The sequence below is a fragment of the Geodermatophilus sp. SYSU D00965 genome, from assembly GCF_054050075.1.
In genome coordinates, this window is sequence record NZ_JBJGYQ010000026.1 from 45295 (window position 1) to 65005 (window position 19711).

Here is a 19711-nt window from a genome sequence, read left to right on the forward strand (position 1 = left end):
GTCCAGTCTCCCGGCGTGACCGTTTCGTGACACTGCGAGAAGCCTCACCCCGGGGGTGCCGCGTGTCGCTCCCCGGGCAGGCGGACCCCCGGCGTGTAGAGCGCGGTGCGCGGGCTGGCCCCGTCCCCGCCGCGGCAGCAGACTCGACAGGCGCGCACCGCGCCCGACCGTCGCCGACCCAGGAGGGGTCATGCCGTCGCCCACCTACTCCCCCGCGAACCCCGAGAGCGTCTTCACCTACGGCGCCCCGCAACTGAAGTTCGGCCCCGGCGCCTCCGACGAGATCGGCTACGACCTGAGCCTCACCGGCGCCAAGCGGGTCCTCGTCGTGACCGACCCCGGGGTCGCGGCGACCGGACACCCCCAGCGGGTCGCCGACCAGATGGCGCAGTTCGGCATCGAGGCGCAGGTCTTCGACGGCGCGCACGTCGAGCCCACCGACGAGAGCCTCGAGCACGCCGTCGGCTGGGCGCGCGACCACGGCCCCTGGGACGCCATCGTCGCCGTCGGCGGCGGGACGAGCATCGACACGGCCAAGGCGATCAACCTGCTCACCACCAACCCCGGTGAGCTCATGGACTACGTGAACAAGCCGGTCGGTGAGGGCCGCGCGCCGGTCAACCCGCTCAACCCGCTGGTCGCCGTCCCGACGACCACCGGCACCGGCGCGGAGAGCACGACGATCTGCGTGCTCGACGTCCTGGCCCTGAAGGTGAAGACCGGGATCAGCCACGCCCGGCTGCGGCCCACCATGGCCGTGGTCGACCCCGCGCTGACCCGCACGCAGCCGGCCGGGGTCACCGCCGCCGCCGGCATGGACATCCTGTGCCACGCGCTGGAGAGCTACACCGCGCGGCCCTACACGACCTTCGAGCACAAGCGCCCGGAGGAGCGGGTGCCCTACAACGGAGCCAACCCGATCGCCGACATGTGGTCGGAGAAGGCGCTCAGCCTGCTCGCCGAGTCGTTCCGCGCGGCGGTGCGCAACGGGGAGGACACCGAGGCCCGCGGGCAGATGGCGATGGCGGCCACCTTCGCGGGGCTGGGGTTCGGCAACGCCGGCGTGCACATCCCGCACGCCAACGCCTACCCGATCGCCGGGCGGGTGAAGGACTTCCACCCCAAGGACTACCCGGCCGACGAGCCGATGATCCCGCACGGCATGTCGGTCGCGCTGACCGCGCCGGAGGCCTTCCGGTTCACCTTCGACGCCGACCCCGACCGGCACCTGCGGGCCGCCCGCCTGCTCGACCCGCGCGCCGAGCAGACCGACGACCCCGCCGAGTTCCTGCCGACCGTGCTGACGGCGCTGATGCGCGACATCGACATCCCCGGCGGCATCGGCGCCGTCGGCTACGACGAGAGCGACGTCCCCGACCTGGTCCAGGGCACGATGAAGCAGCAGCGACTGCTGGCCACCGCGCCCAAGGAGGTCACCGAGGACGACGTCGCCGGTATCTTCCGCCGCTCGATGACCCTCTGGTGACCGGCGGGTCGTAGGACGCCCGTCCAGGTGCGGCGCCGCCGTCCGGGGTGGTCTGCTCCCTCGGGTGCGGACGACGGAGCGCGGGTGGGCGGCGGTGGCGGACGGCACCCCGTCCGGCCCGCGCCTGCTGCTCGGCGTCGCCCCGCTGACGCCGGCCGGCGGCGTCGACACCCTGCTGACCGCCTTCGGCCTGCTCGCCGGGGACCGGCCGGACCTGGTCCTCGAGGTGGTCGGCGGCGGCCCGCTCGGCCGGGACCTGCGCTGCGGCGCCGACCACCTCGGCCTGGACGGGAGGGTGCGCTTCTGCGGCGCCCTCCCCCGCGCCGCGGTGCGGGCGGCGGTGGGCCGCAACGAGGTGCTCGTCCTCCCCCACCGCCGCCACGACGACCGGGAGCACCTGGTGCCCGGCCTCCTCGACGCGTTCGCGGCCGGCCGCCCGGTGGTGGCCACCCGACCGGTCGCCGACCCGCTCCTCGTGCGGCACGGCGAGACCGGTCTGGTCGTGCCACCCGGCGACGCGCCCGCGCTCGCGTCGGCGGTGGCCGACCTCCTCGACCACCCCGACCGGGCCGGCGCGCTGGCGGCGGCCGGGGAGTCCGCCGCCGGCGTACTCCCCGCCGAGGGGCCACCCTCCCCGCTGCAGCGCCTGTGGCGGCGGGTCACTGGATGAGGTCGTACGACTCCCGTCCCCTTGCGCACTCGACGTCCCCGATGGCACAACTCCCCGGCAGGGCAGCGCCGGAGGGTCCGGAGGCCGCGCAGCAGTGCGCGACGCACGCGGGGGGTGGGCCATGGCCACGCGCCAGTCGACGAGCCCCGTGCCGCCGCCCCGGACGGCGCCCGACACCGGCCGCGCCCGCGACTGGGTCGCCCTGGTCGACCACACCGAGGCCGGGCGCCGCCCGCAGGTCGCCTCCGTCGGCCGCGTCGTCGCCCGCTTCCTCGCTGCCAACGTCGCGGCCATCCTGCTGCTGCTCGCGCTCGGCGTGTGGGCCAGCGCCCGGGCCGCCGAGCACGAGGCGCTCGCCGACGCCCGCCGCATGACCGACCTGCTGGCCGAGGTCCTCGTCCAGCCCACCCTCGACGAGCCCCTGCTCGCCGGGGAGCCGGCCGCGATCACCGTGTTCGACGACCGCATGCGCGACCGCCTGCCGGGGGTCGGCATCATCCGGATCAAGATCTGGACCGGCGACGGGCGGATCGTCTACTCCGACGAGCCCCTGCTGATCGGCCGCTCGTTCCCGCTCGGCGACGACGACCGGGCGGCCCTGCGCGACGGCGTCACGCGGGCCGAGGTCAGCGACCTGAGCCAGCCGGAGAACCGGTTCGAGGAGGCCGACAGCGGCCGCCTGCTCGAGGTCTACCGGCAGATCACCGGCCCCGGCGGGCAGCGGCTGCTGCTGGAGACCTACTCCGACTACAGCCAGGCCACCGCCCGGCAGCAGGAGATCTGGTGGGAGTTCGCCCCCATCTCCGCGGCCGCGCTGCTGGCCATGGTCGCCGTGCAGCTCCCCCTGGCCCGCCGGATGGTCACCCAGCTGCGCGCCACCCAGCAGGAGCGCGAGCTGCTGCAGGCGCGGGCGCTGGACGCCTCCGGCGAGGAGCGCCGCCGGATCGCCGGCAGCCTGCACGACGGCCTGGTGCAGGACGTCTCCGCGGCGGCGCTGCTGGTCGCCCGCGCCGCCGACGACCTGGGGCGGACCTCGTGCACCGCGCCGTCCCACGACGTCGCCGACCGGCTCGGGCAGGCCGCCGGGGCGCTGCGGGACTCCGTGGCGTCCCTGCGGTCGCTGCTGGTCGAGATCTACCCACCGAACCTCGAGCAGGCGGGGTTGCCGGCGGCCCTGGTCGACTGCGCGGACCGGCTGCGCCCCCGCGGCATCGCCGTGCGGCTGTCCCTCCCGGACGGGCTCTGCCCGCCGCCGGACGTGGCCGCGCTGGTCCTGCGCACCGTCCAGGAGGCGCTGCGCAACGTGGTGAAGCACTCGGGCGCCCGCCGGGTCGACGTCACCGTCTCGCAGCTCCCGGCGGCCCTCGTCCTGGAGATCTCCGACGACGGCGTCGGGTTCGACGTCGGCCCGGCGCTGGACCGGCAGGACGGCGGGCACCTGGGGCTGCGCCTGCTCGCCGACCGGGCCGCCGCCGAGGGCGCGACCCTGTCCCTGCGCGCTGCACCCGGCGCCGGGACCAGTCTCCGGCTGGAGGTGCCCCGGCGGTGATCGACGTCCTGGTGGTGGACGACCACGCACTCATGCGCTCGGGGCTGGCCGGCCTCATCGCCGGCGCCGACGACATGCGGGTCGTCGGTACGGCCGCCGACGGGGCCGAGGCGGTGGCCGCGGTCGCCCTCCTGTCCCCCGACGTCGTCCTCATGGACCTGTCCATGCCGGTCATGGACGGCGTGACCGCGACCCGCCGCATCCTGGCGGACCACCCCGAGGTGGAGGTGCTGGTGCTCACCTCCTTCTCCGACCAGCAGCGGGTGGTGGAGGCGCTGGACGCCGGCGCCGGCGGCTACGTGCTCAAGGACACCGAGCCGGCCGACCTGCTGGCCGCGATCCGCTCGACCGCCCGGGGCCACTCGCCGCTGGACCCGCGGGTGGCCCGGACCCTGCTGCACGCCCGGCGCCGGCCGGCCGGGGTCGCCGAGCTGACCGAGCGGGAGCAGGAGGTGCTCGCGCTCGTCGGCCGGGGGCTGGCCAACAAGCAGATCGCCCGCGCCCTGGGCATCCGCGAGGGCACCGTGAAGGCGCACCTGACCAGCGTGTTCCAGCGCATCGGGGTCCGGGACCGGACGTCGGCGGCGCTGTGGGCGCGCACCCACCTGCCCGAGGTCCCGCCCGGCCTCGCGGAGTGACCCCCCTCGCCGCGGCCCCGCCCTCGGGCCGAGACTGGGCGGCGTGACCCGGACAGCCACTCCCCCTGACGCCGACCTCCTCCCCGCGCTGCGCCGGGCCGGGATCGGCGACGTCGACGACTCCGGGCTCGCGCGGGCGCTCTACTCCTCCGACGGCTCGCTGTACCGGGTGCTGCCGCGGGCGGTGGTGCGGCCCCGCCACCCCGACGAGATCGAGGCCACCCTCGCCGTCTGCCGGGAGCTGGGCGTCCCGCTGACCGCCCGCGGTGCGGGCACCTCCATCGCCGGCAACGCGGTCGGCCCCGGCGTCGTCGTCGACACCAGCCGCCACCTCGCCCGGGTGCGGGCGATCGACGCCGAGGCGCGGACGGCGACGGTCGACCCCGGCGTGGTCCAGGCGGCGCTGCAGGCCGCGGCCCGGCCGCACGGGCTGCGCTTCGGGCCCGACCCGAGCACGCACAACCGCTGCACGATCGGCGGGATGATCGGCAACAACGCCTGCGGCTCCCGCGCCCTGGGCTACGGCCGGACGTCGGACAACGTCGTCGGCCTCGACGTCGTCACCGGCGCCGGCGAGCGGCTGCGGCTGGGCCGCGACGGCGCCCCGGACGGCGGGGTGGTCGGGGAGCTGCGGCGGCTGGTCGAGGACAACCTGGCGCCGATCCGCACCGAGCTGGGCCGCTTCGGCCGCCAGGTGTCGGGCTACTCGCTGGAGCACCTGCTGCCCGAGCGCGGCTTCGACGTCGCCCGGGCACTGGTCGGCAGCGAGGGCACGCTGGGCCTGGTGCTCGGCGCGACCGTGCGGCTGGTGGCCGACGCCCCGTACCGCGGCCTCGTCGTGCTCGGCTACCCGTCGATGGCCGACGCCGCCGACGCCACCCCGCCGCTGCTGCGGCACGAGCCGACCGCCTGCGAGGGCCTCGACCAGCGGATCGTCCAGCGGCTGCGGGACGTGCCCGCCGCGGTCGTGCCGGAGCTGCCGCGCGGCGACGGCTGGCTGATCGTCGAGCTGACCGGCGACTCGGTGGCCGAGATCGAGGCCAAGGCCAAGGGCGTGCTCGCCGACGCCGGTGCGCTGGACTCGCTGGTGGTCACCGACCCCGCCGAGGCCGCCGCCATCTGGCGCATCCGCGAGGACGGCGCGGGCCTGGCCGCCCGCACCTCCGACGGCCGGCCCGCGCACGCCGGCTGGGAGGACGCGGCGGTGCCGGTCGAGCAGCTCGGCGCCTACCTGCGCGGGTTCGAGGCGCTGCTGCGCGAGCACGGGCTGCAGGGCGTCCCCTACGGCCACTTCGGCGACGGCTGCGTGCACGTCCGGATCGACTTCCCGCTCGGGCGCGGTGAGGACCGCGGCCGCAGCGCCTACCGCGCCTTCGTGCAGGACGCCGCGGCGCTCGTGGCCCGGTTCGGCGGGTCGGTCTCCGGCGAGCACGGGGACGGCCGGGCCCGCAGCGAGCTGCTGGCGACCATGTACTCCCCCGAGGTCCTCGGCCTCTTCCAGCGGGTCAAGGGCCTGTTCGACCCGGCCGACGTGCTCAACCCCGGCGTCCTGGTGCGGCCGGCGCGGGTGGACGACGACATCCGGGTGGCCGCCGCGCCGCGCCGGACCGAGCGCCTGGCGCTGGCCTACCGGCACGACGGCGGGGACTTCTCCGCCGCCGTCCACCGCTGCACCGGCGTGGGCAAGTGCCGGGCCGACCTGCAGGCCACCGGCGGGGTGATGTGCCCGTCGTGGCCGGCCACCCGCGAGGAGAAGGACACCACCCGCGGCCGGGCCCGCGTGCTGCAGGAGATGCTCGCCCCCGGCGGCCCGGTGCGCGACTGGCGCTCCCCCGAGGTGCACGCCGCGCTGGACCTGTGCCTGTCCTGCAAGGGCTGCTCGCGGGACTGCCCGACCGGGGTGGACATGGCCTCGTACAAGGCCGAGGTGCTGCACCAGAGCTACCGCCGGCGGCTGCGGCCGCGGTCGCACTACGCGCTCGGCCGGCTGCCACGCTGGGCCGACCTGGCCGCACGGGCGCCGCGGGTGGTCAACGCGGTGATGACCTCCCGGGTCGGCGGCCGGCTGGCGAAGTGGGGCGCCGGGGTCGACCAGCGGCGCAGCCTCCCCGCCTTCGCGACCCGCACCTTCCGGGCCGGCTGGGCGGCCCGGCCGGCGTCCGCGGACGGACCGCCGGTCGCGCTGTGGGTCGACTCGTTCACCGACCACTTCGCCCCCGAGGTCGCCGAGGCCACCGCCGCGGTGCTGGAGGCCGCCGGCTACCGGGTGCAGGTGCCACCCGCCGAGACCTGCTGCGGGCTGACCTGGATCACCACCGGTCAGCTCGACGCCGCCCGCCGCACCCTGGGCCGCACCGTCGAGCTGCTGCGCCCCCTGGTCGACGCCGGGGTGCCGGTGGTGGGCGTCGAGCCCTCCTGCACCGCCGTCCTGCGCGGGGAGGCGCTGGAGCTGGTGGGCGGGCCGGCCGCGGAGGCGGTCGCGGCGGGCACCCGCACGCTGGCCGAGCTGCTGCGGGAGACGCCGGGCTGGACGCCGCCGTCCCTGGCCGGGGTCGAGGTCGTCGCCCAGCCGCACTGCCACCACCACGCCGTGCTGGGGTGGGCGACCGACGAGCGGCTGCTGCGCGACGCCGGCGCCACCGTGCACCGGGTGGGCGGCTGCTGCGGGCTGGCCGGCAACTGGGGCGTCGAGCGGGGTCACCACGACGTGTCGGTCGCGATCGCCGAGCACCAGCTGCTGCCCGCCGTCCGGGCGGCGGGGCCGGACGCCGTCGTGCTGGCCGACGGGTTCTCCTGCCGCACCCAGCTCGACCAGCTCGCCGGCCGGCGCGCGCTGCACCTCGCCGAGCTGCTGGCCGCCCGGCTCCCCTCCGCCGCCCGCTGAGCGGCGCGGCGCTCTGCCACGATGCGGCGGTGGAGCTCGAGGAGACCCTGCTGCCCGGCGTGGGCGTCCGCTACGAGATGCGCACGCGGGCCGGCCAGGTGCTGGCCATCGTCGTCCAGCGGGAGGGAGGCGCCGAGGCCGCGGTCTACGACCCGCGCGACCCGGACCGGGCGCTGGGCGTGGTCCGGCTCGACCCCGAGGAGGTCGACGCCGTGGCGGAGGTGCTCGGCGCGCCGCGGCTGACCCAGCGGTTCGCCGACCTGTCCCGCGAGGTGCCCGGCCTGGAGTCCGGCCGGTTCACCGTCTCGGCGCACTCCCGGTTCGCCGGCCGGCCGCTGGGCGACACCCGGGCGCGCACGCTGACCGGCTGCTCGATCGTGGCGCTCGTGCGCGACACCGACGTCGTCCCCTCGCCCGGCCCGGCCGACCTGCTGCACGCGGGCGACGTGCTGGTCGCGATCGGGTCGGAGCAGGGGCTGGAGCAGCTCGAGCGACGCCTGAACGAGCACCCGTAGGCGCGGCCCGGTGGAGCACGTCACCGCCCTCCTGCCCGAGCTCGGCCTGCTGTTCCTCGGCCTGTCGGTGCTCGGCCTCCTCGCGCGCCGGGTGGGCCTGTCCCCCGTCCCGTTCGTGCTGGTGGCCGCGCTGGCCCTCGGGGAGGGCGGCGTCGTCCCGCTGGCCACGTCCCAGCCGTTCCTCGAGGCCGCGGCCGAGATCGGTGTGGTCCTGCTGCTGCTCGCGCTGGGCCTGGAGTTCTCCGCCGAGGAGCTGTTCGTCTCGCTGCGCCACCACGGCCCCTCGGGCCTGGCCGACCTGCTGCTCAACGCCCCGCCGGGGTTCGTCGCCGGGCTGCTGCTCGGCCTGCCGTGGGAGGGTGCGCTGGCGCTGGCGGGGATCACCTGGATCTCCTCCTCGGGCATCGTCGCCCGGCTGCTGGGCGACCTGGGACGCCTGGCCAACCGGGAGACGCCGGCGGTGCTGTCGGTGCTGGTGCTCGAGGACCTCGCGATGGCGCTGTTCCTCCCGCTGCTGGTGGTCGCCCTGGCCGGCGGCGGGCCGGCCTCGGCGGCCGCGGGCGTCGCGCTCGCGGTGGGCGCGGTGGTGCTCGTGCTGCTCGCCGCCCAGCGGCACGGGCCCCGGCTGGTCCGGCTGATGGCCTCCCCCGACGACGAGCAGGTGATGCTGCGCCTGGTCGGGCTGACCCTGCTGGTGGCCGGGCTGACGCAGGCGCTCGGGGCCTCGGCGGCGGTCGGGGCCTTCCTCGTCGGCCTGGCGCTGCCCGCGTCGTTCGCCGACCGGGCGCGCGCCGTGCTGGGCCCGCTGCGCGACCTGTTCGCCGCCACGTTCTTCGTCGCCTTCGGCCTGGCGACCGACCCGGCCCTGGTGCTGCCGGTGCTGCCCGCGGTGCTGCTGCTCGCGCTGGTCACCACCGCCACCAAGGTGGGCACCGGGTGGTTCGCCGCCCGCCGGGACGGCGTCGGCGTGCCGGGGCGGCTGCGCGCGGGGACCGCGCTGGTGGCCCGCGGCGAATTCTCGATCGTCATCGCCGGCCTGGCGGTGACCGCGGGCGTCGGCGAGCTCGGCCCGCTGGCGACCGGCTACGTGCTCGTCCTCGCGGTCACCGGGCCGGTGCTGACCCGGTTCGCCGACCGGCCCGCGCTGCGCGCCCCGCTGCGCCGCTGATCACCGCGGGGGGCGCCGCAGCAACTCCACCACGGGCGCGGTGGACCCCGGCAGCAGCCGGGCGGCCGGCACCGGCGTCCGGACCTCCAGGTGCACGTCCTCGCCGATGCGGTAGGGCTGGGCCGAGACGACCGAACCCAGCGTGCGCCGCAGCCGCGACACCTCGGCGCGCACGGTGACGGTGCGGGCGGGGTCGCCGAACAGGTCGGCGGCGAGGTCGGCGGCCGACCGGCCGGCGCGGTGCTCGGCGAGGGCCAGCAGGATCTCCGCGTGCCGCAGGCTCAGCGGCGCCGACCAGGTCCCGCTCGCGCCGGTGACCCGCACCTCCGGGCGCGGCCCGGCGAGATCGAGGACGACGCCGGCCGGTCGGGCGTCGTCGGCCCCGCCGGCCGGCCGCAGCAGCCAGCCCCCGGGCAGCGGCTCGGCGGTGCACCGGCCCAGCACCGGCAGCTCGAGGGGCCCGGCCTGCAGGCCGTCGGGCAGCGCGACCCGGTCGGGGGCGGCCAGGCCGGACGCGGCCGCGGTGCACCCGTCGGGTCCGACCACCAGGGCGGGGCCGGCGAGCCGGGCCAGCAGCGGGGCGGCCAGGGCGCGCAGCCGCTCCACCTGCCGGGCGTGCGCGGCGGACAGCTCGAGTTCGGCCAGCCGGGCGACCGCGTCGACCAGCGCGATCGTGCTCGGGTGCACCGTCGACGCCGGGCCGGAGAGGTCGACCGCCCCCAGCAGGCGGCCGGTGACCGGGGCGTGCAGCGGCGCGGCGGCGCAGGTCCAGGGCTGGTGCCCCTCCGCGTAGTGCTCACCGGCGTGCACCTGCAGCGGAACGCCGACCACCAGGCTGGTGCCGATCGCGTTGGTGCCCACGGTGTCCTCGTCCCAGGCCGAGCCCTCGACGAAGCCCAGCCGGTCGGCCCGGCGGCGCACCTGCGGCCCCCCCTCGCGCCACAGCACCCGCGACTCGGCGTCGACCACGACGAGCACCTGGCCGGCGTCGCGCGCCACCGGCAGCAGCCGCTCGCGCAGCAGCGGCAGGAGGGGCGCCAGCCCGCTCTCGGCGCGCCGGCGCTCCAGCTCCGCGCCGTCCAGCGGCGGGACGTCGGGCGCCTCTGAGGGGTCCAGGCCCGTGCACCGCACCCGCCGCCAGGAGGCCCCGATGACCGGGCGGGGCGCGGCCGGGGGTGTGCCGCCGCCCAGCGCCGCGGCGCGGACGCGCTCGAGCAGGCGGGTGTGGGCCCGCGGGTCGGCGCCGGGCGGGAGGGCGCTCTGGACGGCGAAGGACATCGGCAGCTCCTCTGGCTGTGACCTGCGCCACGACCATAGGCGGTGCAACCCCCTGCAACGCTCCCCTCCACCGCTCGACCGGGAGTGTGCTGGGCGCCACACCGTCCCCCGCGACGACGCAGGAGGCCCTCCCCCGTGACGCAGACGATCCGACGACCCGGGACCACCGGATCCCCCGCCGAGCGCGCCGACGCCTGGTTCGCCGCGTTCGGCGACGCCCTCGCCGCGCGCGACGTCGACCGCGCCGCCGAGCTGTTCGCCACCACGAGCTTCTGGCGCGACCTGGTGTCCTTCACCTGGAACATCACCACGGTCGAGGGGCGCGAGGGCGTCCGCGACCTGCTCACCGAGACCCTCGACCGCACCGACCCGCGGTCGTTCACCGTCGAGGAGCCCCCCGACGAGGCCGACGGCGTGGTCACCGCCTGGTTCACCTTCGAGACCGCGGTCGGCCGGGGACGCGGGCTGGTCCGGCTGGTCGACGAGGACGGGACGACGAAGGCGTGGACCTTCCTCACCACCGTGTACGAGCTGAAGGGCCACGAGGAGCCGCGCGGTCCGCGGCGGCCGATGGGCGCCGAGCACGGCGTCAACAAGCAGCGGCTGACCTGGCTGGAGCGGCGGGAGAGGGAGCGGGCCGAGCTGGGCACCTCCGTCCAGCCCTACGTGCTCGTCGTCGGCGGCGGCCAGGGCGGCATCGCGCTGGGCGCGCGGCTGCGGCAGCTCGGTGTCCCGAGCATCGTCGTCGACAAGCACCCCCGGCCCGGCGACCAGTGGCGCGGCCGCTACAAGTCGCTGTGCCTGCACGACCCGGTCTGGTACGACCACCTGCCGTACCTGAAGTTCCCCGACACCTGGCCGGTGTTCTCGCCCAAGGACAAGATCGGCGACTGGCTCGAGTCCTACGTCGAGGCCATGGAGGTCCCGTACTGGTCGAGCACGGTGGCGACGAGGGCCTCCTACTCGCCCGAGAAGGGCGAGTGGACCGTCGAACTGGAGCGCGAGGGCGACGCGGTGACCCTGCGGCCGAAGCACCTGGTGCTGGCCACCGGCATGTCCGGCAAGCCCAACGTCCCCGACCTGCCCGGCAAGGACGTCTTCCGCGGCGACCAGCACCACTCCTCGGCCCACCCCGGGCCGGACGCCTACGCCGGCAAGCGCTGCGTCGTCATCGGCAGCAACAACTCCGCCTTCGACATCTGCGGCGCGCTGTGGGAGCACGACGCCGACGTCACCATGGTCCAGCGCAGCTCGACGCACATCGTCAAGAGCGCCACCCTCATGGACATCGGCCTCGGCGCCCTCTACAGCGAGGAGGCGGTCGCCAACGGCGTCACCACGGAGAAGGCCGACCTGGTGTTCGCGTCGATCCCGTACCGGATCATGCACGAGTTCCAGATCCCGCTGTACCAGCAGATGGCCGAGCGCGACGCCGACTTCTACAAGCGGCTGGAGAAGTCGGGGTTCCGGCACGACTGGGGCGACGACGGCTCCGGGCTGTTCATGAAGTACCTGCGCCGCGGCTCGGGCTACTACATCGACGTGGGCGCCGCCGACCTGGTCGCCAGCGGTGAGGTGAAGCTGGCGCAGGGCCAGGTCGACCACCTCACCGAGGACGCCGTCGTCCTCGCCGACGGCACCGAGCTGCCGGCCGACCTCGTCGTCTACGCCACCGGCTACGGGTCGATGAACGGCTGGGCCGCCGACCTCATCTCCCAGGAGGTCGCGGACTCCGTCGGCAAGGTCTGGGGCCACGGGTCGGGCACCACCAAGGACCCCGGCCCGTGGGAGGGCGAGCAGCGCAACATGTGGAAGCCGACCCAGCAGGAGGCGCTGTGGTTCCACGGCGGCAACCTGCACCAGTCGCGGCACTACTCGCTGTACCTGGCGCTGCAGCTCAAGGCCCGGCAGGTCGGCATCCCGACGCCGGTCTACGGCCTGGCGCCGGTGCACCACACCTGCTGACCGCTGACTCCCTCCCCCCGCCGATCATGGCGCCGGAACCAGCACTCCGGCTCCCGGAGTGGTCCCGGCGCCATGATCGCGGTCAGGCGGCGGACTCCCGGCGAGCGGCCGCCGCGGCGAGCAGGTGCGGGGTGAGCGCGTCGGCGATGTGCGCGTAGCCCGACGAGGACGGGTGGAACCGGTCGGCGGAGAACAGCGACACGTCGGCGGAGAAGGCGGCGGCCACGGCGGCGGAGACCTCGGCGACCACCGCGCCGGCGGCCCGGGCGGCGGCGGCCTGCTCACGCTGCAGCTGCTCGGAGGCGGTGCGCACCAGCGCGCGGTAGGCCGCGGGCACGAACGGCACCATCGACATGTCCGGGGCCGGGACGACGAGCACGTCGCTGCCGGCCGCGCGCAGCTCGCCCACCGCCGCGCCGAGCGCGGCGGCCGCCTGCGCGGCGGGCACCAGCCGGGCGAGGTCGTTGGCGCCGACCACCACGACGGCGAGGTCCGGGGCGAGGGGGACGGCGCGGCGGACCTGCGCGCCGAGGTCCCGCGAGACCGCGCCGGGCACGGCCACGACGTGCAGGTCGACGTCGTACCCGGCGCCCTCGAGCGTCCGCGCCAGCCGGGGACCGAGCGTGTCGTCGACGCGGGAGGCCCCGGAGCCGTGGGCCAGCGAGTCGCCGAGCAGGACGAGGCGCAGCGGGGTCACCGGCCTCCCCTACCCCCGGCTCGGTCCGGACACGCAGCAGGGCCCGGCCGGAACGCCCGGCCGGGCCCTGCTGCGGTGCTGCGAGCGGCTAGGCGCGCGGGCCGCCCGCGGCGTAGACGACCTGCCCGGAGACGAAGCCGGCGCCCTCGCTGACGAGGAAGGACACCAGGTGGGCGATGTCCTCCGGCTGGCCGACGCGCTGCACAGGGATCTCCTTGGCCGCCGCGGCGATGAAGTCCTCGAACGGGACGCCGATCCGCTCGGCGGTCGCCTTGGTCATCTCGGTCTGGATGAACCCGGGCGCGATCGCGTTGGCGGTGACGCCGAACTTGCCCAGCTCGATGGCGAGGGTCTTGGTGAAGCCCTGCAGACCGGCCTTGGCGGTGGAGTAGTTGGCCTGGCCGCGGTTGCCCAGCGCCGAGACGCTCGACAGGTTGACGATCCGGCCCCACTTGGCCTCGATCATGTGCTTCTGCACGGCGCGGCTCATGAGGAAGGCGCCCCGCAGGTGCACGTTCATGACGACGTCCCAGTCGACCTCGGTCATCTTGAACAGCAGGTTGTCGCGGGTGACGCCGGCGTTGTTCACCAGCACGGTCGGCGCGCCCAGCTCGGCGGCGACCCGCGCGACCGCGGCCTCGACCTGCTCGGCGTCGCTGACGTCGGCGCCCACGGCCAGCGCCCGGCCGCCGGCGGCCTCGATGGCCTGCACGGTGTCCTTGCCGGCGGACTCCTCCAGGTCGAGCACGCCCACCGCGAACCCGTCCTGTGCCAGCCGCAGGGCCGTGGCCGCGCCGATGCCGCGGGCTGCCCCCGTCACGATGGCCACGCGGGCCCCCGTGCTGCTCGTCTCGCTCATACCGATCCCCTTCGATGTCTGGCGCCGTCCGGCTGCCCGGGGACACGGTACGGCGACCGGTCCGCCGGGCTACCGACCGGTAGCCCCCGGCGGGTCGCGCCCGCGCCCCGGCTCAGGGCCAGATGCTGGCCACCACGATCGCGGCGACCGCGAGCTGCACGGCCCCCAGCACCATGCTGGCCGGGTGGAACGGCACCTCGGTGACGTGCTCGCCGAGCTTGCCGGGGGTGATGAGGTCCAGGACGAGGAAGGCGACGGCCTGCAGCAGGACCCCCAGCACCCCGAAGACCACGGTGTAGAGCAGCGCCTCGCCGAAGCCGCTGGTGGCGTTGGTCCAGATGGCGGCGAAGACGACCGCGCCCTGGCCGAGGTAGCCGGTCGCCAGCACCAGGCCGGCGTTGACCGAGCGCTCCTCGTGGATGTGCCGGCCGAGCCGGCCCGGGGTGAGCAGGTCGAGGACGACGAAACCGAGGGTCAGCAGTGCGATGCCGAGCCCGGTGTAGGCGACGGCGTAACCGATGCTGGCCAGCACGGGGGACCTCCGACGGTCGAGGGGACGGGCGGACAAGTCCTACCGCACCGGGAGCCCGGTCCCGTCCTCGGCGTGCCGGACGGACCGGCAGGTCAGCCGGCCCGGACGACGTCGACCCGGTCGAAGCCCTCCGCGACGGTCGGCGGGACCAACCGCGCGGACGTGCCGTACAGGCCCACCAGGGGGACCCGGGCCCGGCCCTCGCGGGTGTCGTTGCGGGCCACGCAGGTCGGCACCGGGGTGTCCAGCCAGACCGCGCGGACGGGGACGCCGGCCGCTCGGGCCGCGGCCACCAGGGGCGCGCGGTCCTCCGGGGCCGGATTGGTGTTGTCGACGACGACGCTGCGCCCGGCGGCGAGCAGCTCGGCGACCACCCGCCGCTGACGGGCCTCCCGGCGGCGGGCGCGGGGCCAGTGGTCCTTGCTCACCACGACGTGGGTGGCGGCCAGGTGCTCCCCGACCCAGGTGGACTTGCCGCTGCCCTGGAGCCCCACCATGACGACCAGCTCCTGGGCAGGGTCCGCCCTCAGGCGGGGTCCTCCCTCACGCGGACTGCCGCAGGGGGGTCACCTCGGCGTCGTCGTCCGCTGCGCGGCGCGGAGCCGGGTGCTCCACCAGCGCCAGCACCCGCCCGGCCATGAACCGCGCGGTGCGGACGGGGGTGCCGCCGCGGGTGGTCTCGGTGACCTCCACCAGCCCCCGGCCGTGGGTCACGTCCACCCGCCGTCCGGCGCGGGTGGCCTCGATGTCGTAGGTGCGGGTCGTGCCGCCGGCGTCGATCACGACCTCTACGCGGTCGCCCTTCATGTGTTCCTCCGAAGACGTTCCGCCGGGCGGCGTGCCCGACACGGTGACAACGTCCTCCAGGGGTCTGACATTCCGCGCTGACCTGCGGGTTCAGCCTCCCGACCGGCCCTGCGCGCCGGCCGGTTCCTCGGTCTCCGGCGCCGGCGGGTCCGCGGTGGCCGGGGCCGCGCCGGGGTTCCGCCGTCCAGGCAGGTGCGGGTGCAGGGCGCGGACCGAGGCCAGCGCCGCACGCCGGGCGTTGGCCCGCTGCCGGGCGCGACTGGTCCGCGGCGCCCGCGGCTCCTCCCGCAGCAGCGCGTCCAGCCAGTGCCCGCGCGGGTCGACGTCCACCAGCATGGCCTTGACCAGCAAGGTCAGCGGGATCGCCAGCAGCGCGCCCAGCGCGCCGAGCACCCAGCCCCAGAACAGCAGGGCGACGAAGGTGACCGTCATCGACAGCCCGACCGAGTCGCCGACGAAGCGCGGCTGGATCAGCGTCTGGACGACGAAGTTGAGCAGCGCGTAGATCGCGACGACGACCCAGAACTCCGTCCAGCCGCCGGACAGCAGGCCGAGGATGGCCGGCGGCACCAGCCCGAGGACGAAGCCGATGTTGGGCACGTAGTTGGTGATGAACGACAGCAGGCCCCAGATCACCGGCAGCGGGATGCCGATGATGGCCAGCGCGATCGCGTCGCCGATCGCGACGATGGCGCCGAACACCGTGCTGACCCACAGGTAGCTGCGGGTGCCGCGGGCGAAGAGGCCCAGCGCGATCGGCAGGTGGGGACGCTCGGCGGCGACCAGTGCCAGCCGCCGGCCGAACCCACCGGACTCGATGGCGAGGAACACGAGCGCGGCCAGCAGCAGGACCAGGGTGGAGGCGGCATCGGTGGCCCGGGCCAGCACGCCGGTGGCCACCCCGACCAGTTGGCTGTAGTCGAACCGGGCGATGAGGTCGGAGAGCTGGCCGGAGACGATCCCCCGGTCGTTGAGGTCGGCGACTACGGAGGCGAGCAGCGCCTCGGCGGAGTCGGCGTAGTCGGGCAGCAGCGCGGCGAACTGGGCTATCGAGACGATCAGCAGCGCGACGAAGGCGAGCAGGATCGTCCAGACCAGCACCAGCAGCACCGTGGCGCTGGCCCAGCGCGGCCAGCCGTGCCGCTGCAGGAAGCGCTGCACCGGCATGAGCGCGATGACGACGACCAGCGCCAGCAGCACCGGGCCGACCAGCCACGCGATCGACCGGACGCCGGCGATGGCGACGGTCGCCGCGGCGGCGCCGCCCACCAGCACCAGCCACCGCGGCAGACCCCCGGGGGAGGGGTCGGGGAGCTCGTCGGGCCCCTGGTGCGCCGCGCCGTGGCCCACGTCGGCCGCCCGGGCCACGGCCACCGTGGCGTCCTCGGCCTCGGCGGCCTGCACGTCGGCGGCCTGCACCTCCGCGGCCTGCACCTCGGCGGCCCCGGCGGGGGTCAGGGCGCTGGCTCCCGCAGCCGCCGGGATCCCCGTCCCGCTGCCGGGCAGCCGCTGCTGCGCGACCATCCTGCTCGTCCCGCCCGCTCAGCCGGTGCGGGCGGGCGCCGACCCGCCGGACGTCTCGACGTCGACCATGTGCCCTCCGCCTTCCCCCACGCGGCGCCGCGTACCCGCACCCCAGCCTGGCATGCCCGGCCGTCGGGGGTTCAGGAACGCGCGCCGTCCAGCAGCGCGGCCATCGCCGGCAGGTCGAAGAAGGCAGCCGTCTCGCGGGCGGTCGGGCCACCGGCGTCGGGGTCGGCGCCGGCGGCCAGCAGCCGCCGCACGGTGTCCCCCGACTGCTTGAACACCGCGGCGGCCAGGGCGGTCTGGCCGCGGTCGTTGACCCGCGCGGGGTCGGCTCCCCGCTCCAGCAGCGCCGCCACCGTCTCCGGGTGGCCGTGGTAGGCCGCGAGGATGAGCAGGGTGTCGCCCTTGTCGTTGGTCAGGTCGGCCGGGACGCCGGCGTCCAGGTAGGCCACCAGCTCCTCGGTGGCGCCGAACCGCGCCAGGTCGAAGACCCGGGCCGCCAGCTCGATGACCTCGGGGTCGATCCCGCCGCTGTGCTCGCTCACCCGGCCCAGCCTAGGAGGTGCCGGCCCCCGGCCCCGGACCGTGCCGTCACGCGGCCGCCACCCGGTCGGTGAGGGCGAGCACCCGCCGCCAGACGTCGGCGCAGGCGTTGGCCCAGTCGCCGTACGCGCGGTCGAAGAACGAGTGCGGGGCGCCGTCGTAGACCGCGGTCTCCACCTCGGCCCCGCCGGCGCGGAGCTTCTCGGCGAGCGCGAGCTGGTCCTCGACCGGGGTGGCCTGGTCCGCCCCGGCGATCACCATCAGCGTCGGGCGGGTGGCCGCGGCGTCGCCGACCATCGCCGGCCGGCCGTAGAAGCCGATGCACGCGGCCAGGTCCAGGTCCCCGCCGGCCAGGCGCCACGAGTGGCTGCCGCCGAAGCAGAACCCAACGGTCACCACCGGCAGGTCCGGCCGGGTGCGCTCGCGCAGGTAGGCGATCGCGGCGGCGACGTCGGCGTCCACCCCCGCCGGTGTGGTCTGCGGGATGTGCGTCTGCCAGTCGAAGTCCTGCTCCCGCGTGCCGGTCGGCGGCAGCTCCGCCGTCCGGCCGAAGTAGTCGATCGCCACGGCGGGCAGGCCGGCCTCGGCGAACCGCTCGGCCAGGGCCACGTAGTACGGGTGCAGACCGCGGATGTCGGGCAGGAGCACGACCCCCACCCGGCCGGGCTCGGCGGGCGCGGCGTGGGCCGCGGCGAACTCGGTGCCGTCAGCGGCGGTGAGCGTCAGCGTGCCGCGCTCGGCGACGTCGCCGCTCCTCGGCGGCGCGGGCGGGCGGCTGTCGGTGTCGTGGCACATGCACCGTTCCTACCTGCGCCGACGGGCCGGCGCCCGCTCAGGTGTCGGCGGCCTCGTCGGCGGCGCCCGCCTGTCCCCCGAACACGTGGGCGGCGACCTCGCGGCGGACGGGGGCCAGCCACTGGTGCTGCTTGTCGGCCTGCTCGATCAGCCGGTGGAACAGCTGCGCGTCGACCCGCTCGTCGGTCTCGCCCAGTGCACGGAGGGTCTCGAACCCGGCCCGCTTGGCCAGCACCGCGGTGGAGATGAACTCGAACTCGACCAGGTCCGACAGCGGCGACCGGGAGAGCAGGTGCCCGTTGAGCTTGAGCCGGGAGAGCTTCTCCCCCACCCAGGTGGCCACCTGCTTGTACTGGCGCACCGGCAGGCCGAGGGCCTGCATGGTGCCGCGCAGCGCCGCCCGCTCCTCGTGCAGCTCGCCGAGCAGCTCGGCCAACCGCGACTCGTACGGGCCGCCCCGGTGCCGGCCGAGCATGCGGCTGACCAGCTCGATGCCGCCGGTGGCGGCGGCGAGGTGGTCGTTGGTGTAGACGGCGAGCAGCTCGACGTTGCGGAGCCCGGCGGGCGCGGACGGCTCGGACACGGTTCTCCCAGGGGCTCGGGACGGCGGGGGCACCTCATTCTCCCCGCCCGGTGATCACCGCGCGCGACGACGGCTCAGCCGGCCGCCCGGGCGAGCAGCCGGGCGGCGGTGGGGCGCAGCTCCCGTTCGAGCTCCCACAGCCCGGCGGCCAGCCGCTGGCCGACGGCCTGGCGGGAGATGCCCAGGGCCGCGGCGGCCTGGGCCTGGGTGCGCCCCGCGCCCACCAGTTCGATCGCCTGCCACGCCTGCGCACTGCGCCGCTGCACGAGGACCGCGAGCGCGGTGAGCACCGCCTGCGCGTCGCCGGCGTCGGGCGGCACCGCGCCGCGCACGGCCAGCCGGACGCCGCGCTGCCCCGCGGCGTCCACCGCCCGGCGGGCGGCCAGTACGGCGGGCGCGCCGGTCCGGAGGCCGTCGGGCAGCGGCCCGGCGCCCACGCCGACGTCCCACCCGCCCTCCCGGACCAGGCCGAGGACCAGGTCGACGACGGCGGCGGGGTCGGCCAGGACGCCGGACAGCTCGCGGTCCGCCGTCCGCTCGAAGGGCTGCAGCACCGGGACGGCCTCGGCCAGCCGGGCGAGGACGGCGGCCACCCGGTCCCCGCCGTCCCGCTGGGCGAAGGCCAGGACGAACGGCATCCGTCAAGCCTGGCAGCTTGACGGCGTGGGCTCACATCCGGGCGACGACCTCGGGCGGGAAGCCGCCGGTCGCGACCGGTCCCCACCGCTCGACGGTGATCCGCAGCAGCGACTTGCCCTGCCGGGTCATCGCGGCGCGGTACTCGTCCCAGTCGGGGTGCTCGCCGCTGATCGCCCGGAAGTAGTCGACGAGCGGCTCGAGGGCCTCGGGCAGGTCGAGCACCTCGGCCCGGCCATCCACCTGCACCCACGGCCCGTCGAAGTCGTCGGAGAGCACGCACAGCGAGACGGCCGGGTCACGGCGGGCGTTGGCGACCTTCGCCCGCTGCGGGTAGGTGGAGACGACGATGCGGCCCTCGCCGTCCAGGCCGCAGGTGACCGGTGAGAGCTGCACTCCCCCACCGCTGCGGCGGGTGACCAGCACGGCCTTGTGACGGGGACGCAGGAACTCCTCGAGCGCCGCCCGGTCGACCCGGTCGGCTGTCGCGGTCTTCGGCATGCGCCGACGCTACGACGCCTCCCACGTGATCGTTTCCGCGCGTCCCGGAACGGACATCCACGGGTGGTGATCTCGCGC

The 19711-nt window shown here is 76.1% G+C and carries 20 protein-coding genes; 8 read left to right on the forward strand and 12 right to left on the reverse strand.

The genetic code is table 11. The features are described from left to right. The first annotated feature begins 190 nt into the window (after positions 1-190). The 7 genes from ACI789_RS21105 to ACI789_RS21135 all read left to right on the forward strand — a co-directional run bounded on the left by ACI789_RS21105 (position 191) and on the right by ACI789_RS21135 (position 8910). Complete coding sequence (locus ACI789_RS21105; RefSeq protein WP_457011370.1) at positions 191-1486, forward strand: hydroxyacid-oxoacid transhydrogenase; 1296 nt, start codon at positions 191-193, stop codon at positions 1484-1486. 64 nt (positions 1487-1550) lie between these two features. Next, complete coding sequence (locus ACI789_RS21110) at positions 1551-2156, forward strand: glycosyltransferase (RefSeq protein ID WP_457011371.1); 606 nt, start codon at positions 1551-1553, stop codon at positions 2154-2156. Between the two features lie 121 nt (positions 2157-2277). After that, entirely contained in the window at positions 2278-3705 is a 1428-nt protein-coding gene (locus ACI789_RS21115; RefSeq protein ID WP_457011372.1) for a sensor histidine kinase, read from the forward strand. Beyond that, positions 3702-4343, forward strand: a complete 642-nt coding sequence (locus tag ACI789_RS21120) for a response regulator (protein ID WP_457011373.1) — start codon at positions 3702-3704, stop codon at positions 4341-4343. The genes ACI789_RS21115 and ACI789_RS21120 overlap by 4 nt, the downstream gene beginning before the upstream one ends. 43 nt (positions 4344-4386) lie before the next feature. Beyond that, on the forward strand, positions 4387-7227 hold the full coding sequence (locus tag ACI789_RS21125; protein ID WP_457011375.1) for an FAD-binding and (Fe-S)-binding domain-containing protein: 2841 nt from the start codon (positions 4387-4389) through the stop codon (positions 7225-7227). 29 nt (positions 7228-7256) lie between these two features. Next, entirely contained in the window at positions 7257-7742 is a 486-nt protein-coding gene (locus ACI789_RS21130; protein WP_456917370.1) for a cation:proton antiporter regulatory subunit, read from the forward strand. A gap of 10 nt (positions 7743-7752) precedes the next feature. Further along, positions 7753-8910 (forward strand): cation:proton antiporter, encoded by a 1158-nt coding sequence (locus tag ACI789_RS21135; RefSeq protein ID WP_457011377.1) that lies wholly within the window; start codon positions 7753-7755, stop codon positions 8908-8910. Here the strand turns inward: ACI789_RS21135 and ACI789_RS21140 are convergent, their stop codons facing one another. Next, on the reverse strand, positions 8911-10188 hold the full coding sequence (locus ACI789_RS21140) for a GAF domain-containing protein (RefSeq protein ID WP_457011378.1): 1278 nt from the start codon (positions 10186-10188) through the stop codon (positions 8911-8913). 135 nt (positions 10189-10323) lie between these two features. On the opposite strand from ACI789_RS21140, the gene ACI789_RS21145 reads away from it, so the two are divergent. Beyond that, the gene (locus ACI789_RS21145) at positions 10324-12153 is read left to right on the forward strand and encodes an NAD(P)-binding domain-containing protein (RefSeq protein WP_457011380.1); all 1830 of its coding nucleotides are present in this window, start codon (positions 10324-10326) and stop codon (positions 12151-12153) included. 82 nt (positions 12154-12235) lie between these two features. Here the strand turns inward: ACI789_RS21145 and ACI789_RS21150 are convergent, their stop codons facing one another. The 11 genes from ACI789_RS21150 to ACI789_RS21200 form a co-directional block, all read right to left on the reverse strand. Continuing rightward, a complete protein-coding gene (locus tag ACI789_RS21150) occupies positions 12236-12850 on the reverse strand; it encodes an SGNH/GDSL hydrolase family protein (RefSeq protein WP_457011381.1) in 615 nt (204 codons plus the stop codon). Positions 12851-12938: 88 nt separating this feature from the next. Next, entirely contained in the window at positions 12939-13709 is a 771-nt protein-coding gene (gene fabG / locus ACI789_RS21155; RefSeq protein WP_456911579.1) for a 3-oxoacyl-ACP reductase FabG, read from the reverse strand. Positions 13710-13821: 112 nt separating this feature from the next. Continuing rightward, on the reverse strand, positions 13822-14241 hold the full coding sequence (locus ACI789_RS21160; protein WP_456917363.1) for a DUF350 domain-containing protein: 420 nt from the start codon (positions 14239-14241) through the stop codon (positions 13822-13824). Positions 14242-14333: 92 nt separating this feature from the next. Further along, complete coding sequence (locus ACI789_RS21165) at positions 14334-14738, reverse strand: AAA family ATPase (protein WP_457011382.1); 405 nt, start codon at positions 14736-14738, stop codon at positions 14334-14336. 46 nt (positions 14739-14784) lie between these two features. Further along, entirely contained in the window at positions 14785-15048 is a 264-nt protein-coding gene (locus tag ACI789_RS21170; protein WP_457011384.1) for a hypothetical protein, read from the reverse strand. Between the two features lie 90 nt (positions 15049-15138). After that, a complete protein-coding gene (locus ACI789_RS21175; protein ID WP_457011385.1) occupies positions 15139-16572 on the reverse strand; it encodes an AI-2E family transporter in 1434 nt (477 codons plus the stop codon). Positions 16573-16712: 140 nt separating this feature from the next. Further along, a complete protein-coding gene (locus ACI789_RS21180; RefSeq protein ID WP_457011386.1) occupies positions 16713-17120 on the reverse strand; it encodes an ankyrin repeat domain-containing protein in 408 nt (135 codons plus the stop codon). A gap of 46 nt (positions 17121-17166) precedes the next feature. After that, complete coding sequence (locus tag ACI789_RS21185; protein ID WP_457011387.1) at positions 17167-17913, reverse strand: dienelactone hydrolase family protein; 747 nt, start codon at positions 17911-17913, stop codon at positions 17167-17169. A 37-nt stretch (positions 17914-17950) separates the two neighbouring features. Next, the gene (locus tag ACI789_RS21190) at positions 17951-18496 is read right to left on the reverse strand and encodes a hypothetical protein (RefSeq protein WP_456917352.1); all 546 of its coding nucleotides are present in this window, start codon (positions 18494-18496) and stop codon (positions 17951-17953) included. Positions 18497-18570: 74 nt separating this feature from the next. Next, complete coding sequence (locus ACI789_RS21195) at positions 18571-19134, reverse strand: hypothetical protein (RefSeq protein ID WP_457011388.1); 564 nt, start codon at positions 19132-19134, stop codon at positions 18571-18573. A 31-nt stretch (positions 19135-19165) separates the two neighbouring features. Then, entirely contained in the window at positions 19166-19633 is a 468-nt protein-coding gene (locus ACI789_RS21200) for a PPOX class F420-dependent oxidoreductase (RefSeq protein WP_457011390.1), read from the reverse strand. Positions 19634-19711: the final 78 nt, after the last annotated feature.